Origin of the sequence: Nodosilinea sp. FACHB-131, from assembly GCF_014695395.1 — a bacterium.
In the GTDB taxonomy this organism is placed as follows: Bacteria; Cyanobacteriota; Cyanobacteriia; order Phormidesmidales; family Phormidesmidaceae; genus Nodosilinea.
This window is the reverse complement of record NZ_JACJOF010000033.1, coordinates 178,071-194,818: the sequence shown is the minus strand read 5'-3', so window position 1 is coordinate 194,818 and position 16,748 is coordinate 178,071. Positions and strand designations below refer to the sequence as shown.

The 16,748-nt window shown below is 59.2% G+C and carries 14 protein-coding genes; 9 read left to right on the top strand and 5 right to left on the bottom strand.

The features are described 5' to 3' along the window. Positions 1–19: 19 nt before the first annotated feature. The gene (gene purT, locus H6F75_RS22925; RefSeq protein ID WP_190754838.1) at positions 20–1,237 is read right to left on the bottom strand and encodes a formate-dependent phosphoribosylglycinamide formyltransferase; all 1,218 of its coding nucleotides are present in this window, start codon (positions 1,235–1,237) and stop codon (positions 20–22) included. Positions 1,238–1,668: 431 nt separating this feature from the next. Here purT and pilM point away from each other — a divergent pair, with 431 nt between their 5' ends. The 4 genes from pilM (at position 1,669) to H6F75_RS22900 (ending at position 6,778) form a co-directional block, all read left to right on the top strand. Then, positions 1,669–2,769, top strand: a complete 1,101-nt coding sequence (gene pilM / locus H6F75_RS22920; RefSeq protein WP_190754836.1) for a type IV pilus assembly protein PilM — start codon at positions 1,669–1,671, stop codon at positions 2,767–2,769. A gap of 2 nt (positions 2,770–2,771) precedes the next feature. After that, positions 2,772–3,548, top strand: coding sequence for a PilN domain-containing protein (locus tag H6F75_RS22915; RefSeq protein WP_190754835.1), 777 nt, complete (start codon positions 2,772–2,774; stop codon positions 3,546–3,548). Next, positions 3,545–4,468: a hypothetical protein gene (locus H6F75_RS22910; protein ID WP_190754833.1), complete on the top strand. Its 924-nt coding sequence runs from the start codon at positions 3,545–3,547 to the stop codon at positions 4,466–4,468. The genes H6F75_RS22915 and H6F75_RS22910 overlap by 4 nt, the downstream gene beginning before the upstream one ends. A gap of 108 nt (positions 4,469–4,576) precedes the next feature. Next, positions 4,577–6,778: an AMIN domain-containing protein gene (locus H6F75_RS22900; protein WP_347710694.1), complete on the top strand. Its 2,202-nt coding sequence runs from the start codon at positions 4,577–4,579 to the stop codon at positions 6,776–6,778. Positions 6,779–7,049: 271 nt separating this feature from the next. Here H6F75_RS22900 and H6F75_RS22895 read toward each other — a convergent pair whose 3' ends face one another. Next, entirely contained in the window at positions 7,050–7,604 is a 555-nt protein-coding gene (locus H6F75_RS22895) for a hypothetical protein (RefSeq protein WP_190754831.1), read from the bottom strand. Positions 7,605–7,853: 249 nt separating this feature from the next. Here H6F75_RS22895 and H6F75_RS22890 point away from each other — a divergent pair, with 249 nt between their 5' ends. The 5 genes from H6F75_RS22890 (at position 7,854) to H6F75_RS22870 (ending at position 12,680) form a co-directional block, all read left to right on the top strand. Beyond that, positions 7,854–8,972, top strand: coding sequence for an ABC transporter ATP-binding protein (locus H6F75_RS22890; RefSeq protein WP_190754829.1), 1,119 nt, complete (start codon positions 7,854–7,856; stop codon positions 8,970–8,972). 158 nt (positions 8,973–9,130) lie between these two features. After that, positions 9,131–10,261: a spermidine/putrescine ABC transporter substrate-binding protein gene (locus H6F75_RS22885; protein WP_347710693.1), complete on the top strand. Its 1,131-nt coding sequence runs from the start codon at positions 9,131–9,133 to the stop codon at positions 10,259–10,261. Positions 10,262–10,385: 124 nt separating this feature from the next. Continuing rightward, the gene (locus tag H6F75_RS22880) at positions 10,386–11,288 is read left to right on the top strand and encodes an ABC transporter permease (RefSeq protein ID WP_190754825.1); all 903 of its coding nucleotides are present in this window, start codon (positions 10,386–10,388) and stop codon (positions 11,286–11,288) included. 108 nt (positions 11,289–11,396) lie between these two features. After that, entirely contained in the window at positions 11,397–12,191 is a 795-nt protein-coding gene (locus tag H6F75_RS22875) for an ABC transporter permease (protein ID WP_190754823.1), read from the top strand. A gap of 294 nt (positions 12,192–12,485) precedes the next feature. After that, the gene (locus H6F75_RS22870; protein ID WP_190518210.1) at positions 12,486–12,680 is read left to right on the top strand and encodes a hypothetical protein; all 195 of its coding nucleotides are present in this window, start codon (positions 12,486–12,488) and stop codon (positions 12,678–12,680) included. Between the two features lie 164 nt (positions 12,681–12,844). Here the strand turns inward: H6F75_RS22870 and H6F75_RS22865 are convergent, their stop codons facing one another. From H6F75_RS22865 to chlG, 3 genes are all read right to left on the bottom strand, one after another. Then, positions 12,845–13,051, bottom strand: coding sequence for a hypothetical protein (locus H6F75_RS22865; protein ID WP_190627752.1), 207 nt, complete (start codon positions 13,049–13,051; stop codon positions 12,845–12,847). Between the two features lie 129 nt (positions 13,052–13,180). Then, positions 13,181–15,574, bottom strand: a complete 2,394-nt coding sequence (locus H6F75_RS22860) for a PBP1A family penicillin-binding protein (RefSeq protein ID WP_190754821.1) — start codon at positions 15,572–15,574, stop codon at positions 13,181–13,183. An 85-nt stretch (positions 15,575–15,659) separates the two neighbouring features. Then, positions 15,660–16,697 (bottom strand): chlorophyll synthase ChlG, encoded by a 1,038-nt coding sequence (gene chlG / locus H6F75_RS22855; RefSeq protein WP_190754819.1) that lies wholly within the window; start codon positions 16,695–16,697, stop codon positions 15,660–15,662. Positions 16,698–16,748 lie beyond the last annotated feature (51 nt).

Sequence of the window (16,748 nt, the reverse complement as noted above, 5' to 3'; positions counted from 1 at the left end):
TGCGGTTGTGGCGGGGGTTTTATAGAATCACCTGGACGGCGCTGGCGCTGGCGATCGCCCGCTCCTTGGCCTCTTCTACCGTATCTCCTAGGGCTAGAGCCACTCCCATGCGGCGGTTGGGATGGGCAGTGGGCTTACCAAACAGCCGCACTTTACTGGTGGGCACCTTCAGCGCCTCGTCCAGGCCGGCATACTGGGGATGGTCGCTGGCTCCACTGGCCAAAATCACCGCCGAGGCTCCCGGTTGCACCAAAGTGATTTCGCCAATGGGCAGGCCCATGATCGCCCGCACGTGCAGCTCAAACTCTGACTGGTGCTGGCTCACCATCGTCACCATGCCGGTGTCGTGGGGGCGAGGGCTGACCTCACTGAAGTACACGGTTTGAGGTTGATCTGCCGCTCCGGCGATGAATAGCTCGACTCCAAACAGACCCCAGCCGCCCAGGGCATCGGTGACCGCTTTGGCCATTTCCTGGCAGGCCGCCAGGGTATCAGGGTGCAGGGCGCAGGGCTGCCACGACTCGCGGTAGTCGCCCGCCTCCTGGCGGTGACCGATGGGGGGGCAAAAGTGGGTGCCGTCGATCGCCCGCACCGTCAGCAGCGTGATCTCGGTGTCAAAAGGCACGAAGCCCTCAACGATGACGCGATCGCTCTTGCCCCGACCCGCTTCCCCCGCATACGTCCAGGCAGGCAGCACCTCAGACTCTTGGCGCACGGTGCTCTGACCTTTGCCAGAAGAACTCATAATCGGCTTGACCACACAGGGCAGGCCGATCGCTGCGATCGCCTCTAAATACTCGGCCTCGGTACCGGCAAAGCGAAAGGGCGAGGTCTTCAGCCCCAGTTCCTCTGCCGCCAGCCGTCGAATGCCCTCGCGGTTCATGGTTAGCTGGGTGGCCCGAGCGGTAGGAATTACCCGCCAGCCTTCGGCTTCCAGTGCTACAAGGGTCTCGGTAGCGATCGCCTCCACCTCCGGCACGATCAGCCCTGGCTTCTCCTGCTCCACGACTTGGCGGAGCGCTCTGCCATCCAGCATGTCGATGACGTGGCGGCGGTGGGCCACGGTCATGGCCGGGGCATGGTCGTAGCGATCGACAGCAATTACCTCCAGACCCAGGCGCACCGCTTCAAGGGCCACCTCACGACCCAGCTCACCCGACCCTAGCAGCAGCAATCGCTGGGCATCGTTGTTTAAGGGGGTGCCCAGGGGTGCCAGGGGTGATGGAGGAGTAGTCATAACAAGTTGCTCCAGGCGGATAAAAAAGACAGCGCGTAAAGAAATACAGCGACAGGGCCATAGTTTCTCAATATTAGGTGCTCACTTTTCAGAATTGTGTGTAACATCGCTGGTGATACCAAGCTTTAGTTGGCTTGGCATTACCTCAGGATCAACGGCGAGACCATTGGGTGTGCGGGTAGGAGATACAGCATCGGCTGTCTCCCAACCCAGAAAATAGTGCTTAAAAAGAAAAGTGGAAAATCTGAATTAAATTGTGTACCATTCGTTAGCACTTTTCCCCCAGGGATAATTGCTGGGCCGCTGGATCTCTTCTTGAGTGCCTGAAAAAGGCTTTTTGGGAAGAAAGAAACGGACTCGTTTGGGTCTGCTTGGTTGTCACTTTAACCGGGCAGGTTTTCTATATACCCACCTGTTTTTCGGATACTACCGTGGATAGTCTCAAAGCCATTTTTAGTCGCAAGCCTCGGGGAGTTGGCATTGAGCTCACCCCTGAAAGAGTTAATTTGGCCCGCCTAAAAAAGCAGGGAGCCTCGCTTAAATTAGAAGCCCTGGCCTCGGTAGAACTGGCCGAGGGCATTTACGAGGAAGGCCAAATTTTAGACACCGCCGCCATGGCCGACGCCATTCAAACGGTGCTCGCTGAGAGCAAGCTCAAGGTCAGGCAGGCCACCACCGCGATTCCAGGGCGAGCGATTACCCGCGTCATTCCTGTGCCCGCCGAGCTCGACGACAACGAGCTGCGCGAAATGGTGCTCAACCAAGAGGCCAGTCTCTACCTGCCCTTCCCCCGCGAGGAGGCCGATGTTGACTATCAAAAGCTCGGCTACTTTGTCGACGAAGACGGCATTGAGAAAGTGCAGGTGCTGCTGGTGGCAGTGCGCAAAGACCTCACCGACCCCTACATTGAGGTGTTTCAGCAGGCGGGGCTGGCGCTCAACGTGCTCGAGACCTCCAGCTTTGCCCTGATTCGCACCATTCGTGAACAGCTGCGGCAGTTTACGCCCCAGGAGGCCGCCGCCGTAGTCGATATCGAGTTTGAAAACACCGAGATCTCCATTGTGGTTGACGGGGTGCCCCACTTCTCGCGCACCGTACCCATTGGCACCTTTCAAATTCAGAGCGCCCTCAGCCGCGCCATGAATTTGCCCCCCTCCCGCAACACTGAGCTGCTCCAGGGCATGACGGTACCGATTCAGACCATGGATACCGTGGGTGCGCCCCAGCTGGGCAATACCAACCCTGGCACCACCGCCATGCTGCGGGTGCTGGGTGAGCTGTCTGACGAACTGCGCCGCTCCATTGACTTTTACCTCAACCAGGGCGAAGACATGGAGGTGGCGCAGCTGCTGCTGGCCGGACCGGGAGCCTCCATTGGGCAGCTCGACGAGTTTCTGGCCCAGCGGCTGAGTCTGCCCGCCAGCCAAATCGACCCGATCTCAGCGCTGTCGTTGGAGGTGGCTGAAGATATTCCCGAGAGTCAGCGGGCGGGGTTGGCAACGGTAATTGGTCTTGGCATGCGGGAGGTGTAGCTATGTACGGTCTCGATATTAATTTTCTCAAGGACCGCGAGGTTCGCGTCTTTGAGGCCAAGCCCCGGGCTCGGGGTGGCGGGGTGGCCCCGGGCGATCGCAGACCGCTAGTTTTGGGGTTGGCGGCGGCGCTGGTGCCCCTAGCACTGGTGGGCGGCTACTGGGCGGTGACGCGCAGTCAGGTCAACCAGCTTCAAACCCGCAGTGCTGCACTGGACGCTGAGACGGCTCAGCTGCAGGGTCAGCTCCAGGAGATCAGCGGTATTCAGGGGCAGATCGACCTCATTCGGTCTGAGATTAACGCTTTCGTAACGGTCTTCAACGATATTCTGCCTTGGTCGGCGCTGCTGCAAGATATTCGCACCCGCACTCCGGCTCGCGTTCAAATCGTCGGCCTCAGTCAGACGACGACTACCCCCGAGGCAACTGATCCCAACGTTGTGCCGGAGTCATCTGAAGGAATTTCTATTAACGGTGTGGCCTGTTCCTACGACGAGATCAACGACTTTGCCCTGGTGTTACAGCGATCGCCCCTGCTGCAGTCCCAAACCGTGGCGATTAGTCAGGCCCAGCAGCAACCCACCCTGCTCGACCCCCAAACCCAAGGCCGCTGCCCAGGCACCCCTGTGGGTGACCCTGACTTTTTAATCGACTACACCATCGGGGCCAACATTACTGATACCCCAGCCTCCCAGCTGGTAGACGAGCTTGAGCGCCAGGGTACCGTCGGCTTAGTAACCCGTCTTCAGGCCCTGAGAGAAAAAGGAGTGATCGAATGACCGCATCGGGTGATTTCCTTCCCGCCGACGACCAGGCTTTAGACGTCGGCCCTACTTACCCCACAGCCTTTGGTATTGAGCTCACCCCCAAGGTGCAGGGCATTGGCCTGGCGGTACTCGGGCTGATTGGCGCATTTGCTCTGTACAACTTTGTAGTCAAGCCCGTGCAGGAGCAGAAAACTGCTCTAGAGGCCGAGGTTGCCCAAAAGCAGGCTCAGGTTGACCAGCAGCGGGCCAGTCTTCAGGATCGCGCTGCGCTGCAGGCTGAGCTGAACTCGGCCTTGGAGCAGCGGGTAGGCGTTTACAGCCTTTTAGGCGGTTCCCAAACCCTGGACACTCTGCTGCTCGACATCAACCAGCAGATTCAGAACAGCAACGCTGCGATCGCCGACGTGCTGCGGGCCGATCCGGCTCGCCTCGACAACGCTCAACTCGCTGCCCTAGGGCTGACCCGAGAACAAATTCAGCGGGTCAAGACTCAGTTTGCCGATACTCCTCAGGTGCAAAAGCAGCTCTTTTCTTCGGAGCTACTGCGGTTTAACCCCAGCCCGGCGGAGCCGGTCACTGACCTTGGCCCAGAACTAAGCGGCAAGCTAGAGCGCGTCACCGTCGATGTGTCGATGCAGGCGCTGTTCCCTCAGACGCTCAGCATCATGCGCAATATCGAGCGCTTAGAGCCGCTGATCATCATTAAAGATGTGCAGCAGAGTATTGCGCCGCCGCCGGCTGATACCACCGAAGAGGAACTGCTGGGCATTAGTCGACTGCTGCTCACCGACTACACCCTCGAAGTGCTCGTGCCCGTTGGCGACCCCAGCGTACCGCCCGAGCCGCCCCCGCCGCCCGCTCCTGCTGAGGGTGCAGCCCCCGCCGAGGGTGGAGCCCCCGTCGAAGGCACGCCTCCGCCTGAGGGTGGCTAAGCCAAACCTTCAAGCCCCGTTGCTACTGCCACCCCAGTGGCCCGATCTACCCACCTAGCCCAGTCAACCCCGCGCGGCCTGGCCGCATCTGTGATGGAGGAGTGAACCGTGAACCGTCTAATGAACCTGCAACCATTTTTACTTGGCAGCACCCTCGTTGCCCTAGCTGCCCAGCCTGGCCTGGCCTCAGTAACCAGCATTACCAATGTCCGTCTAAACCCCACCGCCACGGGGTTAGACCTGGTGTTTGAAACCCAGGGAGGCGATAACAGCAGCGTTTTTACAGTAAGCCAGGGCAACACCCTGCAAGCCGATATTACCCGTGCTCAGCTCAACCTGCCCGATGGGGGCAGCTTCAACCAGGCTAACCCCGCTCCCGGCATCAGTCAGGTATCCGTGGTCCCCCTCGATGCCAACAGCGTTCGCATCACCGTCAGTGGCACCAGCCAGCCCCCCACTGGGGAAGTGGAATCCAGCGACAATCAGGTGGTGCTGTCGATTCGCAACGATGGCGAGACCGCCCAAGCCCCTACCCCAGTGCCTGCTGAGATAGAGACCGTGCCTGCTCCAGCCGCTCCTCCCGCTGTGGCTCAAGCTGCCCCAGAGCCAGCTCCCGAAGCTAACCCAGAGCCGGCCCCAGAGGTGCCCACACCGGCCAGTCCCGATGTGCTGGTACCCAACCCTGAAGTCACTATCGACGGTGCTCCCGTACCTCGTCCCCAGGTGCAGCAAACGCCCCCCTTCTTGCCCCGTGCTGTAGCGCCTCCGATTGGCGATATTGCTGTAGCGGAGGGAGTGCCCTCCTTCAATAACATCAACTTAGGTAGCAACGAGCGGATTCCCAAACTGCTGCTGCGGGACGCTCCGGCCCGCGAGGTTTTGTCACTGCTGGCACGAGCTGCAGGCCTCAACCTAGTGTTTACTCCTGCCGGCGGGGGGGCTGAGGCTGGGGCTGGGGCAGAAGGCACCAGCGCCGATGGTCCACCCGTAAGTCTAGATATTGAAAACGAGTCTGTGCAGGATGTGTTTAACCACGTCCTGCGGGTGACTGGCTTGCAGGCTAACCGGGTAGGCCGCAGTGTCTACGTTGGCCCAACTCTGCCAGTCTCAGCCCAAAACGTCTCTGCTAGAACTCTACGGCTGAATCAAGTTGACGCCACTGTGGCCACCAACTTTCTGGTAGCCCTGGGAGCGGAGAGCGCCGTTAGCCGAGAGCGCTTGGTCACTAACGTCAATGCTGTGACCGTTGCAGAGGGAACCCCCCCCATCACCGAAACCCAGACTTCAACGGTTGATCAAATTGAGGTGAGCCGAGTTGACTATGAAGATAGCCAAGGGATTCTTCGCGGGTTGCAGGTAGTTGCCGACGAGCGCACTAACTCAGTAACGCTCGTCGGCCGAGCCGATCTGATCGCTATTGCCACCGAGCAGCTCACCCGCATTGACCTGCGGAGACGGCAGGTTGCCGTCAACGTCAGAGTTATTGATATCGATCTCAACTCTCTTGATGCTTTTGGTACCAGCTTCTCGTTCCAAAACGGGCTGTTTGGGGTGCTCAGCTCTGGCGGTCTCGGTATTCTCAACATTGGGGATGGTGGTACACCCAACCCGGCAAGCCAGGCAACTCCTACGGGTACGCCCATTCTGCCGCGTACATTGGGTGGCCCCGGTACCAATGCCACCTCCGGCAATTTCTTGGCTCAGCTGCTAGGGACGGTACAGAATGGCAACGGCAAGATTATTACTGACCCTACTTTGATTGTTCAAGAGGGGCAGACGGCTACGGTTCAGCTGACTCAAGATGTGGTAACTGAGTTGACACAGACCATCGAGGTGACTGAGACGGGAACCTTGACTACCCTGGATATTGAAACCGAGCCGGCTGGCTTAATTCTGCAAATTGACGTCGATCGCATCGATGACAATGGCTTTGTGTCGCTCTCGGTGGCTCCCAGTATTTCAGCCCCGACCGACAGCTTCACCAGTGATGCCGGTACGTTCTTCCTGCTGTCGGAGCGTCAAATTAGCTCCGGCCAGGTGAGAATTCGCGATGGTCAAACCCTGCTGCTTTCCGGCATTATCCAAGAGTCGGAGCGCAACAGCGTCAACAAGATTCCCATTCTGGGTGATATCCCAATTCTGGGGGCGTTGTTCCGCAGCACAGTTACCGACAATCAGCGCCGAGAGCTAATTGTGCTGCTGACGCCGCAGATTTTGGATGACTCAGACCAGTCAACCTTTGGGTATCAGTACACCCCCAGTGAGTCTGTGCAAGAGATTCTGGAAAATCGAGGGCGACAGGAGGAATAAGCTGGCTTCCTCCCGAGGACTGACTATTTCGGTGGGCAAAGGTTCACGGTTCTTCTGTAGAAGAGACCACTAATTCAAGGGGCAGAGGCGATAATGAAGCGCCTTTGCCCCAATTTTTTCTTCCGCTTCTGTAGCGATTGCCGGCTTGGTCGAGACCCTATGCATTGCCATCGATCGCGTTGCCTATTGGTCAGTGCGCCGCTCCGTTTTTGCTAGTGGTAGCAACTTGTGGCCTCAGCACCATGGCGATCGCTATACACAGAATCGGTGCCTACTCGGCAAAGTAGCCGCCATACATGACGTATTCGTCGCTCTGAAGTTGGTCAGCATTAGGGTAAAAGGCGACCTCAATGGAGTTGGCTGCGTTGGCATCGGATTTGGGAATGAGCTTGATGTAGCGGTTTTGGGTGTCGTAAAAGCTAGGGTTGGCCTCTAGCTCCAGTAGGTAGCCGCCTTCGGTGCTGATCAAGGTGTAGGAGCTGGTTTGGCCGCTGCCCCACTGCACCTGGTCGGGGGTTAAAGTCATAGGGCCAAAGGCAAGCAGCACGTCGCTGAGGGGCTGCCACTCTTTGACGAGGGCATTGGGCAGGGTGGCGGTAGGCGTAGTTGCCGGGGCGGCTGGGGTGGCTGTTGGAGCCTCAGTGGACGGCACGGCGGGCTCAGGGGCAGAGTCGGTAGGAGCTGCTGGAGCAGGGTTGACGGCTTCGGTTTGGGGAGGGGTGCTGGGGCGGCAGCCGGCGATCGCAACCCCAGCGGCGATCGCCATTGCCCACGCCAGGGTAGGGCGACGGCGCTGAAGCGGCGACTGGTCAAGTTTCGCGGGCATAACTGTACTCCCGAGCACTATTTGGTGCCATGGTAGCGTTTTGCTAGCTTGTCGATGCCGCCTTTTTGGCGGCTAAGATGCGGAATAATGGCTTTTTTGGGGCAGGATGCGTCTGCGATCGCCAAGGTGGGTAAAGTAGAGGCAGTGCTGCTCTGGCCTCGGTCTAAACTAGGGCGGTGGTTGTGATCGCAGCGATTTGTCTATCCCAGGGCGATCGCTACAGTTGGGGTGAACCCAGGAGACATGGCTATGGCTCAGACGGTGCGTTCTGCCGCAGTGACGGCAACACCAGCAACCCAGTCGGATGTCGAGTTGCGGCGGGTAGTGAAGGCCTTTGGGACAGAGGTAGCCGTTCGCGATCTTGACCTGACGGTGCACCAGGGCGAATTCTTTAGTATTTTGGGCCCTTCAGGCTGCGGCAAAACTACTACCCTGCGCCTGATTGCGGGTTTTGAAACTCCCACTGCTGGCGATGTGCTGATTCAAGGGGCTAACGTGAGCACCGTGCCCGCCCACCGCCGCCCCGTCAATACCGTCTTTCAAAGCTACGCCCTGTTTGACCATATGACGGTTAAAGACAACATTGCCTTTGGCCTCAAAATTCGCCGCATGGGGTCGCTCCAGGTGCGCGATCGCGTTGCCGAAGCCCTGCGCCTGGTGCGTATGGAAACCATGGCCGCCCGCTACCCAGCCCAGCTTTCTGGTGGGCAGCAGCAGCGGGTGGCCCTAGCCCGCGCTCTGGTTAACCATCCAGCGGTGATGCTGCTCGACGAGCCCCTTGGTGCTCTAGATCAAAAGCTGCGCAAGCAGATGCAGGTCGAGCTGGCCAACTTGCACCGGCAGCTAGGCATCACCTTTATTATGGTCACCCACGATCAAGAGGAGGCCCTGTCGCTCTCTGACCGCATCGCCGTGATGAACAACGGTCAGATTGAGCAGATCGGCACTCCCAGCGACATCTATGACCGTCCCCGCACCGCCTTTGTCGCTGATTTTATCGGCGATACCAATCTGCTGCCTGGGCGCATCGACCAGGCCTACCCCAGCCAGGTGCAGGTCACTACCGACAGTGGTTTGCGGGTGTTGGCCTGTACGGCCAGCAGCGGCGGTGCCCAGACCGTGGTGGTGAGCGTGCGACCCGAAAAAATCAACCTCAGCCTCAGTGCGCCGGCTGCCGCCAATAACTGCTACCAAGGGCACATTAGCCATCTGATGTACCTCGGCACGCACCTGCACTGCGTAGTGCGCCTAGGTTCAGGCGAGACCCTAATGGTGCGCCAGCCCAATCGGGCCGAATCGCTGGGAGTCGATACCGCTGTGTATGTGCACTGGGCCGCTGACGATTGCCTGGTGCTCGACCCGGCCTAAGGGCAGGTTGCTTCAGGTCGGCGATCGCGGCTATTGAGCGTTACCCTGGGCTGATCGCCATATACTTAGAAGCTAAAGATGAGGTCACTCCCTCTGAGCGCTAAAGTCGGCGCCGACCGCTGCTATTCCTAGCCCCCTTAGCCCCCCGGAGAATGCCTGTGCCTGGAACGCGACTACAAACTCCCTCCTTCTCGCGCCGTTCTGCCGTGAGCCGGCGGCGGTTTTTGCAGGGGTCAGCAGCGGTCGTGGCAAGCCTAGCGGCAACCAACTGTCGCCAAAACCTGGCAGGGCCGCCAGCGGGCGGGGGCGCAAACGACGGCACTCTGCGCATTTACACCTGGGCCAACTACACCGATGATGGCCTGGCCCAAGCTTTTACCGAACGCACGGGCATTCCGGTAGTAATTGATATTTACGATTCTAATGAGGTCATGCTAACCCGCCTGCAGGCAGGGGGCGGTGACGCCTACAGCATCATTTACCCCTCTGACTACATGGTGTCGGAAATGCTGGAGCTAGACCTGCTCACCGAACTCGACCAAAGCCTGCTCACCGGGCTAGAAAATCTCAGAGCCCAGTGGAGCAACCCCGCCTACGACCCCAACAACGCCCACAGCATACCCTTTTGTTGGGGCACCACCGGTCTGCTCTACAACCGCGAGGCTTCCCCCGGCGAACCCATCGACTGGAACTTTCTTTGGGATAACCAGGCTAAACTCTCCCGCCGCATCACCATGCTGGACGACATGCGCGAAACCTTGGGAGCTACCCTAAAGTCGATGGGCTACTCCTACAACTCCAACAATCCGGCGGAGATTGAAGCGGCCTACAACCGTCTGCTAGAGCTGAGGCCCCATATCGCTGCCTTTAAGACCACGGGCTTTGAGAATGAGCTGCTCAGTGGTGACCTGAGTGTGTCAATGGCCTACTCCAGCGATGCGATCGCCCTCACCCTCGAAGATGACCGCATGCAGTACATCATTCCCGCCAGCGGAGCGTCGCTGTGGACCGACACCCTGGCTATCCCCGCCACCGCTCCCAACGTCGACGCCGCCTACCAGTGGATTAACTTTCTGCTGGAGCCGGAGGTGGCCAGCGCCGCCGTGGAGCGCCTATTCTTTGCCACTGCCAACCAGGCCGCCTTTGACCTGCTGCCCGCCGACATTCAAAACAACGCCGACCTTTACCCCTCCGACGAGATTTTGGCTAAGAGCGAAGGCATTGTGGCCGTCGATACCGCCAGCACCGATCTGTTTGACCAGTTTTGGACTGAAGTGACCAGCGCTTAAGGAGGATATGGGTGGATGGGTAGACGGGTGGATGGGTGGGCTAACTAGATAGAGGAATGAAGCAGTAACAGCCCGTACTCCCTACCCACCCATCCACTCCCTATCCATCCATCCCCATTCCCCTATGACCCCTGCCCCCTCACCTACTCCCGCTGTAACCTGGACCGATCGCCTCGCTCCCCGGCGCTGGCTGGGACCGGTGACGCTGCTGGGGCCAGCGGGGGTGTGGCTGCTGGTGCTGCTGGTGCTGCCCACCCTGCTGATTCTTGAGATCAGCCTGGTGCCGGGGCTGCGGCTGGGGCAGCCCAGCGGTGGCTACGGCCTGGGTAACTACCTGCAAATTTTGCAGCCGGTGTATCTGCGGGTGATCGGGCGATCGGTGGCGTTTGCGGTCGGCTCCACGGCGCTGTGCCTGCTGCTGGGGTTTCCGGTGGCCTACTGGCTGGCGCTGATGTCGCCCCAGCGCTGGCGCAACCTACTATTGGTGGCCTTTATTCTGCCCCTGTGGACATCGTCGCTGCTGCGGGCCTACGCCTGGACGACCATTCTGCGCCCCAGCGGCGTGCTCAATGCGATGCTGGCGGCGATCGGGCTGCCCGCCCAAAACTGGCTAAACACACCTACGGCGGTGTTCATTGGCCTCACCTACAGCTTTTTGCCCTATATGGTGCTGATTCTCTACGCCTCGCTCGAAAAGCTCGACACGCGGTTGTTAGAAGCGGCTGCTGACCTGGGGGCTACCCCCCGCCAAAGCTTTTGGAAAATTACCGTACCCCAAACCCTACCCGGCATCGCCGCCGCCAGCCTGCTGGTGTTCATTAGCACCCTCAGCGATTTTGTAGTGCCCACGCTGCTTGGTGGCGCCTCGTCGATGAATATTTCGCGGCTAATTTACAACCAGTTTCTCGGTCCTACCCGCGCCTGGGGATTTGGCTCAGCCCTTAGCATGGTACTGATTTTGGCGGTGAGCCTAGCGATCGCTCTCCTAATTCGTTACGGCGATCGCAACACCATCACCGAAGCCTGAGGTTCGCCTCTAAAGGTGTTAATTCACAGCTCGCACCCAAGATTTGTCGAACTGTGATCGCTACCACGACTTAACCCACCCTCCACCCTCCTACCCATCCACCTCCCCATGCCCTCCCGCCCCGTCACCTGGCCTAGCCTCTTCACCGCGCTGATGTACGCCTTCATGTACTTCCCAATCATTGTGCTGGGGGCGTATAGCTTCAGTGACTCGCGCTACAGCGCGAGCTGGGGGGGCTTTAGCCTGCGGTGGTACCGGGCGCTGTTTAGCGATCGCCGTCTGCTGGCGGCCCTGCAGGACAGTTTGGTCATCGCGATCGTGGCCGTGGCGATTTCGGCGGTGCTGGGCACCCTGATGGCGATTGGTCTGGCCCGTCACCGGTTTCCGGGCAAAGGGCTATATCGAGGCATGTCGTATCTGCCGCTGATTATTCCTGACATTGCGATCGCGGTGGCAACCCTAGTTTTTTTGGCATCGGTAGCGGTGCCCCTCAGCCTGGGCACCATCATCGCCGCGCATATGGTATTTTGCCTGGCCTACATTGCGGTGGTGGTGTCTAGCCGCATCCAGCGCCTCGACCCCAACCTCGAAGAAGCTGCTCTAGATCTGGGGGCAACCCATACCCAGGCGATGCTCAAAGTGCTGCTACCCCAGCTAGCGCCCGGTATTCTGGCAGGCTGTCTGCTGGCCTTTGTGCTCAGCATGGACGACCTGCTGATCTCTAGCTTTACCGCTGGGGGCGGTGCTAACCCTCTGCCCATCGAAATCTTTAGCCGGGTACGCACTGGCGTCAAGCCCGACATCAACGCCCTGAGCGTGATGTTGATTTTGGGCTCGGCTCTGCTAGCTGGGCTAGCCGAATATGTGCGCTATTGGGGCGATCGCCAGCGCCAGAAAATCTAGGGCCACAATCGACCTGCCGGTCTGGGGAACCTGCTGGGAGGTTTGAGCTTCTATAGAGGAAATGCAATATTCAGGCCGCTCACCTCATTGGGCTTGATTAATTTGTGTCGCTCAATTCAGCAGTGGCTCGCTTACTGCATAGAAACTGTTTTGTGGTGATTTAAACCACAACCAGAGCTGCTTTCTATCACCGTTTGACCAGCTTAGGATCATGCTTGGCAAAAGGCTGTATCACTCTTTAATTGAGAGTTACAGGTGATATTGGGTATAGCCTCAATAGCTCAGGTCGTCACTATGCCTCAAACCACTAGCCAGTCGCTTAAAGCTCTCGTCGATCAAATCTTTGCCGAACGCCGCATAAGTCGCCAAGTGCAGCGAGAGTTGATGGAGATTCTGCTCAGCCAACCCACTCTGAGCAATCAAGACCATGCGACGGCCCAGCGGGTGTTTGATGCGATTCGTCAGGGACGACTGCGGGTGGTTGATTAATATTGTCTAGCTGATGACTTGCCCTACCAAAGGCAGGCCGCAACAAAAAAGTTAAAACAAACGCCGCCCAAGCTCGTAGCTCAGACGGCAGCGCGATCGCTAGAACGCCATCCCAAATGCCTCTAGCCTATGGTGAGGCCGAAGCTGTAGCGGTTTCGGATGGTCTAGACCTCTTTGCCTTCCTCTGCATCAACGGTAGGAACGAAGTCAGGCTTCTCTTTGTTTTCCCAACCTGCGGGGCGCTTGGAGTTATACCAGGCGACGGAGCCAAGGGTAACTGCGGCGATAAAGCCCACTACATACACCAGCACAAGAGATGAACCTGCACCAGCCTCACCTGCGGTCGCTGCGGTCGCAAAATAGAGTGACATAGCTAACTAAACTCCAAAATCAGTTGTGTATCATCCTACGACGGCAGGTTACTACCAGGGATCACCCCCAGGTCTGACCCTTGGGAGGTCTGTAGGCTTGTGTTAAACCCTAACTCTCTACCTCAAGGCCTATTCCCCACCGGCTGGCGGCGGCGCTTCGAGGGGCGGCGGCGGCGCCACAAGCGGCGGTGGGGCCGGAGCGGGAGCAGGAGCCGGTGGGGCGGGAGCTACCGGGGCGGGAGCCGGTGGGGCTGGGGCTGGGTTCACTGCTGCGGGGGGATCCTCCGTAACGACAGGGGCCGGGGCTGCCGGTTCGGGTGAGGCTGGTGGGCTGCTGCTGGAGCTATTGTTAGAGGCTCGTGCCGGAGGCGCTGCGGCTTCACCGCCACTGTTAGAACTACTCTCCGACCGTCGCGATCGCCGGCTTTCCCCGCCACCGGAGCTAGAGGCCGCCTCTGACGATCGCGACGGGCCATTTTCAGCCACCACGCGACCGGGTTTGACCGGGCTGAGGGTAATGGTGCCTTCACGCCCGCCCAGCCGAGGCAGGCTGGGAAACTCCTCGACGGGAATGTCGTCGGTGAGCTTAGCCATAAAGTTGCGCCACACCCCAGCGGCCATACTGCTAGCGCCGCTGGTAGGGGTGTTGTCGTCGTTACCCATCCACACGCCAGCCACCAGCTGAGGAATGTAGCCGACGAACCACAGGTCACGATACTCTTCGGAGGTGCCGGTTTTGCCCGCTACTGGCCGCCCTATGTAGGCATTGCTGCCGGTGCCGCCCTCCACAACACCGCGCAGCATCCAGGTCATAATGGCGGCGCTGTCGGCATCGATCGCTTGCTCCGACTCGTTAGGGCGCTCGTAGATCACCTCGCCGCTGCTGTTCAGCACCCGGCGAATGCCGTGGGCAGGGCGATGAATGCCTTTGTTGGCCAGGGTGCCATAGGCGCTGGTGAGCTCTAGCAGGTTGACCTCAGAGGTGCCCAGAGCGAGGGAGTAGGCGGGCAGCAGCGGCGACTCAATGCCCATGCGCTCCGCTAGTTTCACCACCGGGTCAAAGCCCACATCCACCAGCAGCTTCACCGCCACAATGTTGACCGAGTTGCGCAGGGCCTGGAGCAAATCCATGTTGCCGCTGTAGTTTTTGCCGTAGTTCTTAGGCTCGTAGCCGTCAACTACGTAGCGGGCATCCATGTAACTTCTGTAGGGCGATATGCCGCCGGCGATCGCCGCTGCGTACACAAAAGTCTTAAACGTAGAGCCCGGCTGTCGCTGCGCCTGGGTCACCCGGTTGAACTGGTTTTCACTGGTGAAGTCGGTGCCCCCCACCATGGCTTTGATCTCGCCGTTGCGGGGGTCCACCGCCACTAGAGATACCTGGCCCACATTCTGCCAACCGCTGTAGTCGGCGACGGCCTCCTCAACGGTTTCCTCAGCCCGACGCTGCCAAACTACGTTGAGGGTGGTTTCTACCGTCAGCCCTCCTGCTTCTAGCTGGTCAGGGGGCAGCAGCGCTTCCAATTGCTTTTGAATGTAAATCGTGAAGTAGGGAAACTCGCTGTAGAGAAACTTGGGCTGGTTGGGGGTGACCGCCACCTCTGCCGTGATCGCCTCTTCAGATTCAACGCCGCTGATGGCCTCGGTGGCCAACATGCGGCGAATAACCCGGTTGCGCTGGCTGCGGGCCGCATCGACATTCACCGTTGGTGAATACAGGCTGGGGGCTGGGGCCATACCGGCAATCATGGCGGCCTCGGCCACGGTGAGCTGGTCGATGGTTTTGCCGAAGTACACCCAGGAGGCGTCGGCTACACCATAGGCTCCAGAGCCCAAGTACACCAGGTTGAGGTAGCGCTCGATAATTTGCTCTTTGGTCAAGCTCTCTTCCAGCTTGGAGGCCATCATGGCTTCTTTGATCTTGCGCTGAAAGCTTCGCTCTTGGTCGAGAAAGACAATGCGAGCCAGCTGTTGGGTAATGGTGCTGGCCCCTTCCACTAAGTCTCGGTTCTGCACGTTAGCCCAGACGGCGCGGGCAATGCCTCGGTAGTCAACGCCGTTGTGCTCGTAGAAGCGCTGGTCTTCTGAAGCAATGAACGCCTGCACCAGGTGCTGGGGCATGGCGTCGTAGGTGATCGTTTCGCGGGTGGCGGGGCCAAGCTTTTGCAAAATCACCCCGTCTGCCGACGTCATGGTGATGGTGCCGTCGCGCTGGTAGGTGAGGGCCTGGTTGGGGTCGGGCAAATTGGCGTTCGTCGCCTCGATCACGCGGTAGGCGCGGGTGCCGCCTCCGGCTATGCCCGCCCCAGCCAGCAGCACCGCCCAAAACAGGGGGCGCAAAAACAGCGGCCGATAGCTGCGCGGTAACTCTGGCTTTTCGCCCGATGGCCCAGACTGGGGCTCTACCCGCTGGGGAGAAACCCGTGAGCCATTGACCACACCGCCCCTAGATCTGCTGCGCCCTGAGGGCCGCGACGATTTCCTCGAAAGAAACGGCAGCCGGGTTAACCAAGATCGAGCCATAGCAGCGTTGCCTTTCACATCCTCTGTGAACTGTATGGGGTTTCGGCCATTTCTTCAAGGGTACAGTCCGTGATTACGCGGATCCCTAAAGCGCCGTATGCCCCAAGGCCAGCCCTGTTACCAGCATACCTAACACCAAAAAAGGCTGGGCGCTGGCCTGATATTTGACGTCGTTTCCCAGAGGATCGCGCAGGAAATACATGTCTTGGAAGGTGATCTGGGGAATGATCAGCAGCACCAGCAGCACCGCGTAGAGGTTTTGGTGAATAGCCATCAGGTAGGCGGCAACGCCTCCTTGAAAAATATCGATCGCCAGTACGCAAATCCACGCGGCGGTGGTGACACCAAACATCACCGGCAGCGACTTGAGGCCCATCTGGCGATCGCCCTCTACGCTCTTAAAGTCGTTGACCACCGCAATGCCCAAGCCCGCTAGGCTATAGAACAGGGTGAGCACCACAATTTTCCAGGTCAGAGTGCCAAACAGGGCATGGCCCGCCCACCAGGGCAGCGCGATGTAGCTGGCCCCCAGAGCGTAGTTGCCCAGCCAGCCGTTCTGCTTCAGCTTCAACGGTGGGGCCGAGTAGATATACGACACGAACGAGCCGCCAATGGCCAGGGCGGTGATAATTGGAAAGCTGTGCCCCGCCCAGCGATCAAGGCTAAAGGCAATGGCGATACCGGCCACCAGCAGCACCAGAATCTGGGTCACCACCTGGGGAATGGAGATCGCCCCCGAGGGGATGGGTCGGTAGGGCTCGTTGATGGCATCGATCTCGCGATCGTAGAAGTCGTTGAGGGTTTGGGTGTAGCCGGTCAGCAGCGGCCCCGCAAACAGCATGCAGGCAGCAGCGATCAGCACGTGCTCCAAACTCCAACGATAGTTGCCGGAGGAGGCCGCTCCGCACACCACGCCCCAAATCAACGGGATCCAAGTGATCGGCTTCATCAGCTGGAGCCGAATCTTCCAAATCGAGGTCTCGCCCGACTTGGCACCCTTCATGCCTAAGAGCTGACGAGCGGCGTTGCCCTGGGCCTCGGGGGCGATTTCAGCAGCAATCTCAGCAGCAGGGGTCTGGTCTAGAGCGTCGTTGACCGGAGTGGAGGACGGTGGTTCAGCCATGGTGGTGGAATGCTACAGGTCGAAAACTAGGGTCACTCAACAATTAGGCGA

Excerpts from the sequence above, each read along its gene's own strand:
- chlG (WP_190754819.1), bottom strand. The coding sequence starts at position 16,697 with ATGGCTGAACCACCGTCCTCCACTCCGGTCAACGACGCTCTAGACCAG.
- H6F75_RS22910 (WP_190754833.1), top strand. The coding sequence starts at position 3,545 with ATGACCGCATCGGGTGATTTCCTTCCCGCCGACGACCAGGCTTTAGAC.
- H6F75_RS22895 (WP_190754831.1), bottom strand. The coding sequence starts at position 7,604 with ATGCCCGCGAAACTTGACCAGTCGCCGCTTCAGCGCCGTCGCCCTACC.
- H6F75_RS22880 (WP_190754825.1), top strand. The coding sequence starts at position 10,386 with ATGACCCCTGCCCCCTCACCTACTCCCGCTGTAACCTGGACCGATCGC.
- H6F75_RS22875 (WP_190754823.1), top strand. The coding sequence starts at position 11,397 with ATGCCCTCCCGCCCCGTCACCTGGCCTAGCCTCTTCACCGCGCTGATG.
- H6F75_RS22865 (WP_190627752.1), bottom strand. The coding sequence starts at position 13,051 with ATGTCACTCTATTTTGCGACCGCAGCGACCGCAGGTGAGGCTGGTGCA.
- purT (WP_190754838.1), bottom strand. The coding sequence starts at position 1,237 with ATGACTACTCCTCCATCACCCCTGGCACCCCTGGGCACCCCCTTAAAC.
- H6F75_RS22890 (WP_190754829.1), top strand. The coding sequence starts at position 7,854 with ATGGCTCAGACGGTGCGTTCTGCCGCAGTGACGGCAACACCAGCAACC.
- H6F75_RS22870 (WP_190518210.1), top strand. The coding sequence starts at position 12,486 with ATGCCTCAAACCACTAGCCAGTCGCTTAAAGCTCTCGTCGATCAAATC.
- H6F75_RS22915 (WP_190754835.1), top strand. The coding sequence starts at position 2,772 with ATGTACGGTCTCGATATTAATTTTCTCAAGGACCGCGAGGTTCGCGTC.
- H6F75_RS22860 (WP_190754821.1), bottom strand. The coding sequence starts at position 15,574 with ATGGCTCGATCTTGGTTAACCCGGCTGCCGTTTCTTTCGAGGAAATCG.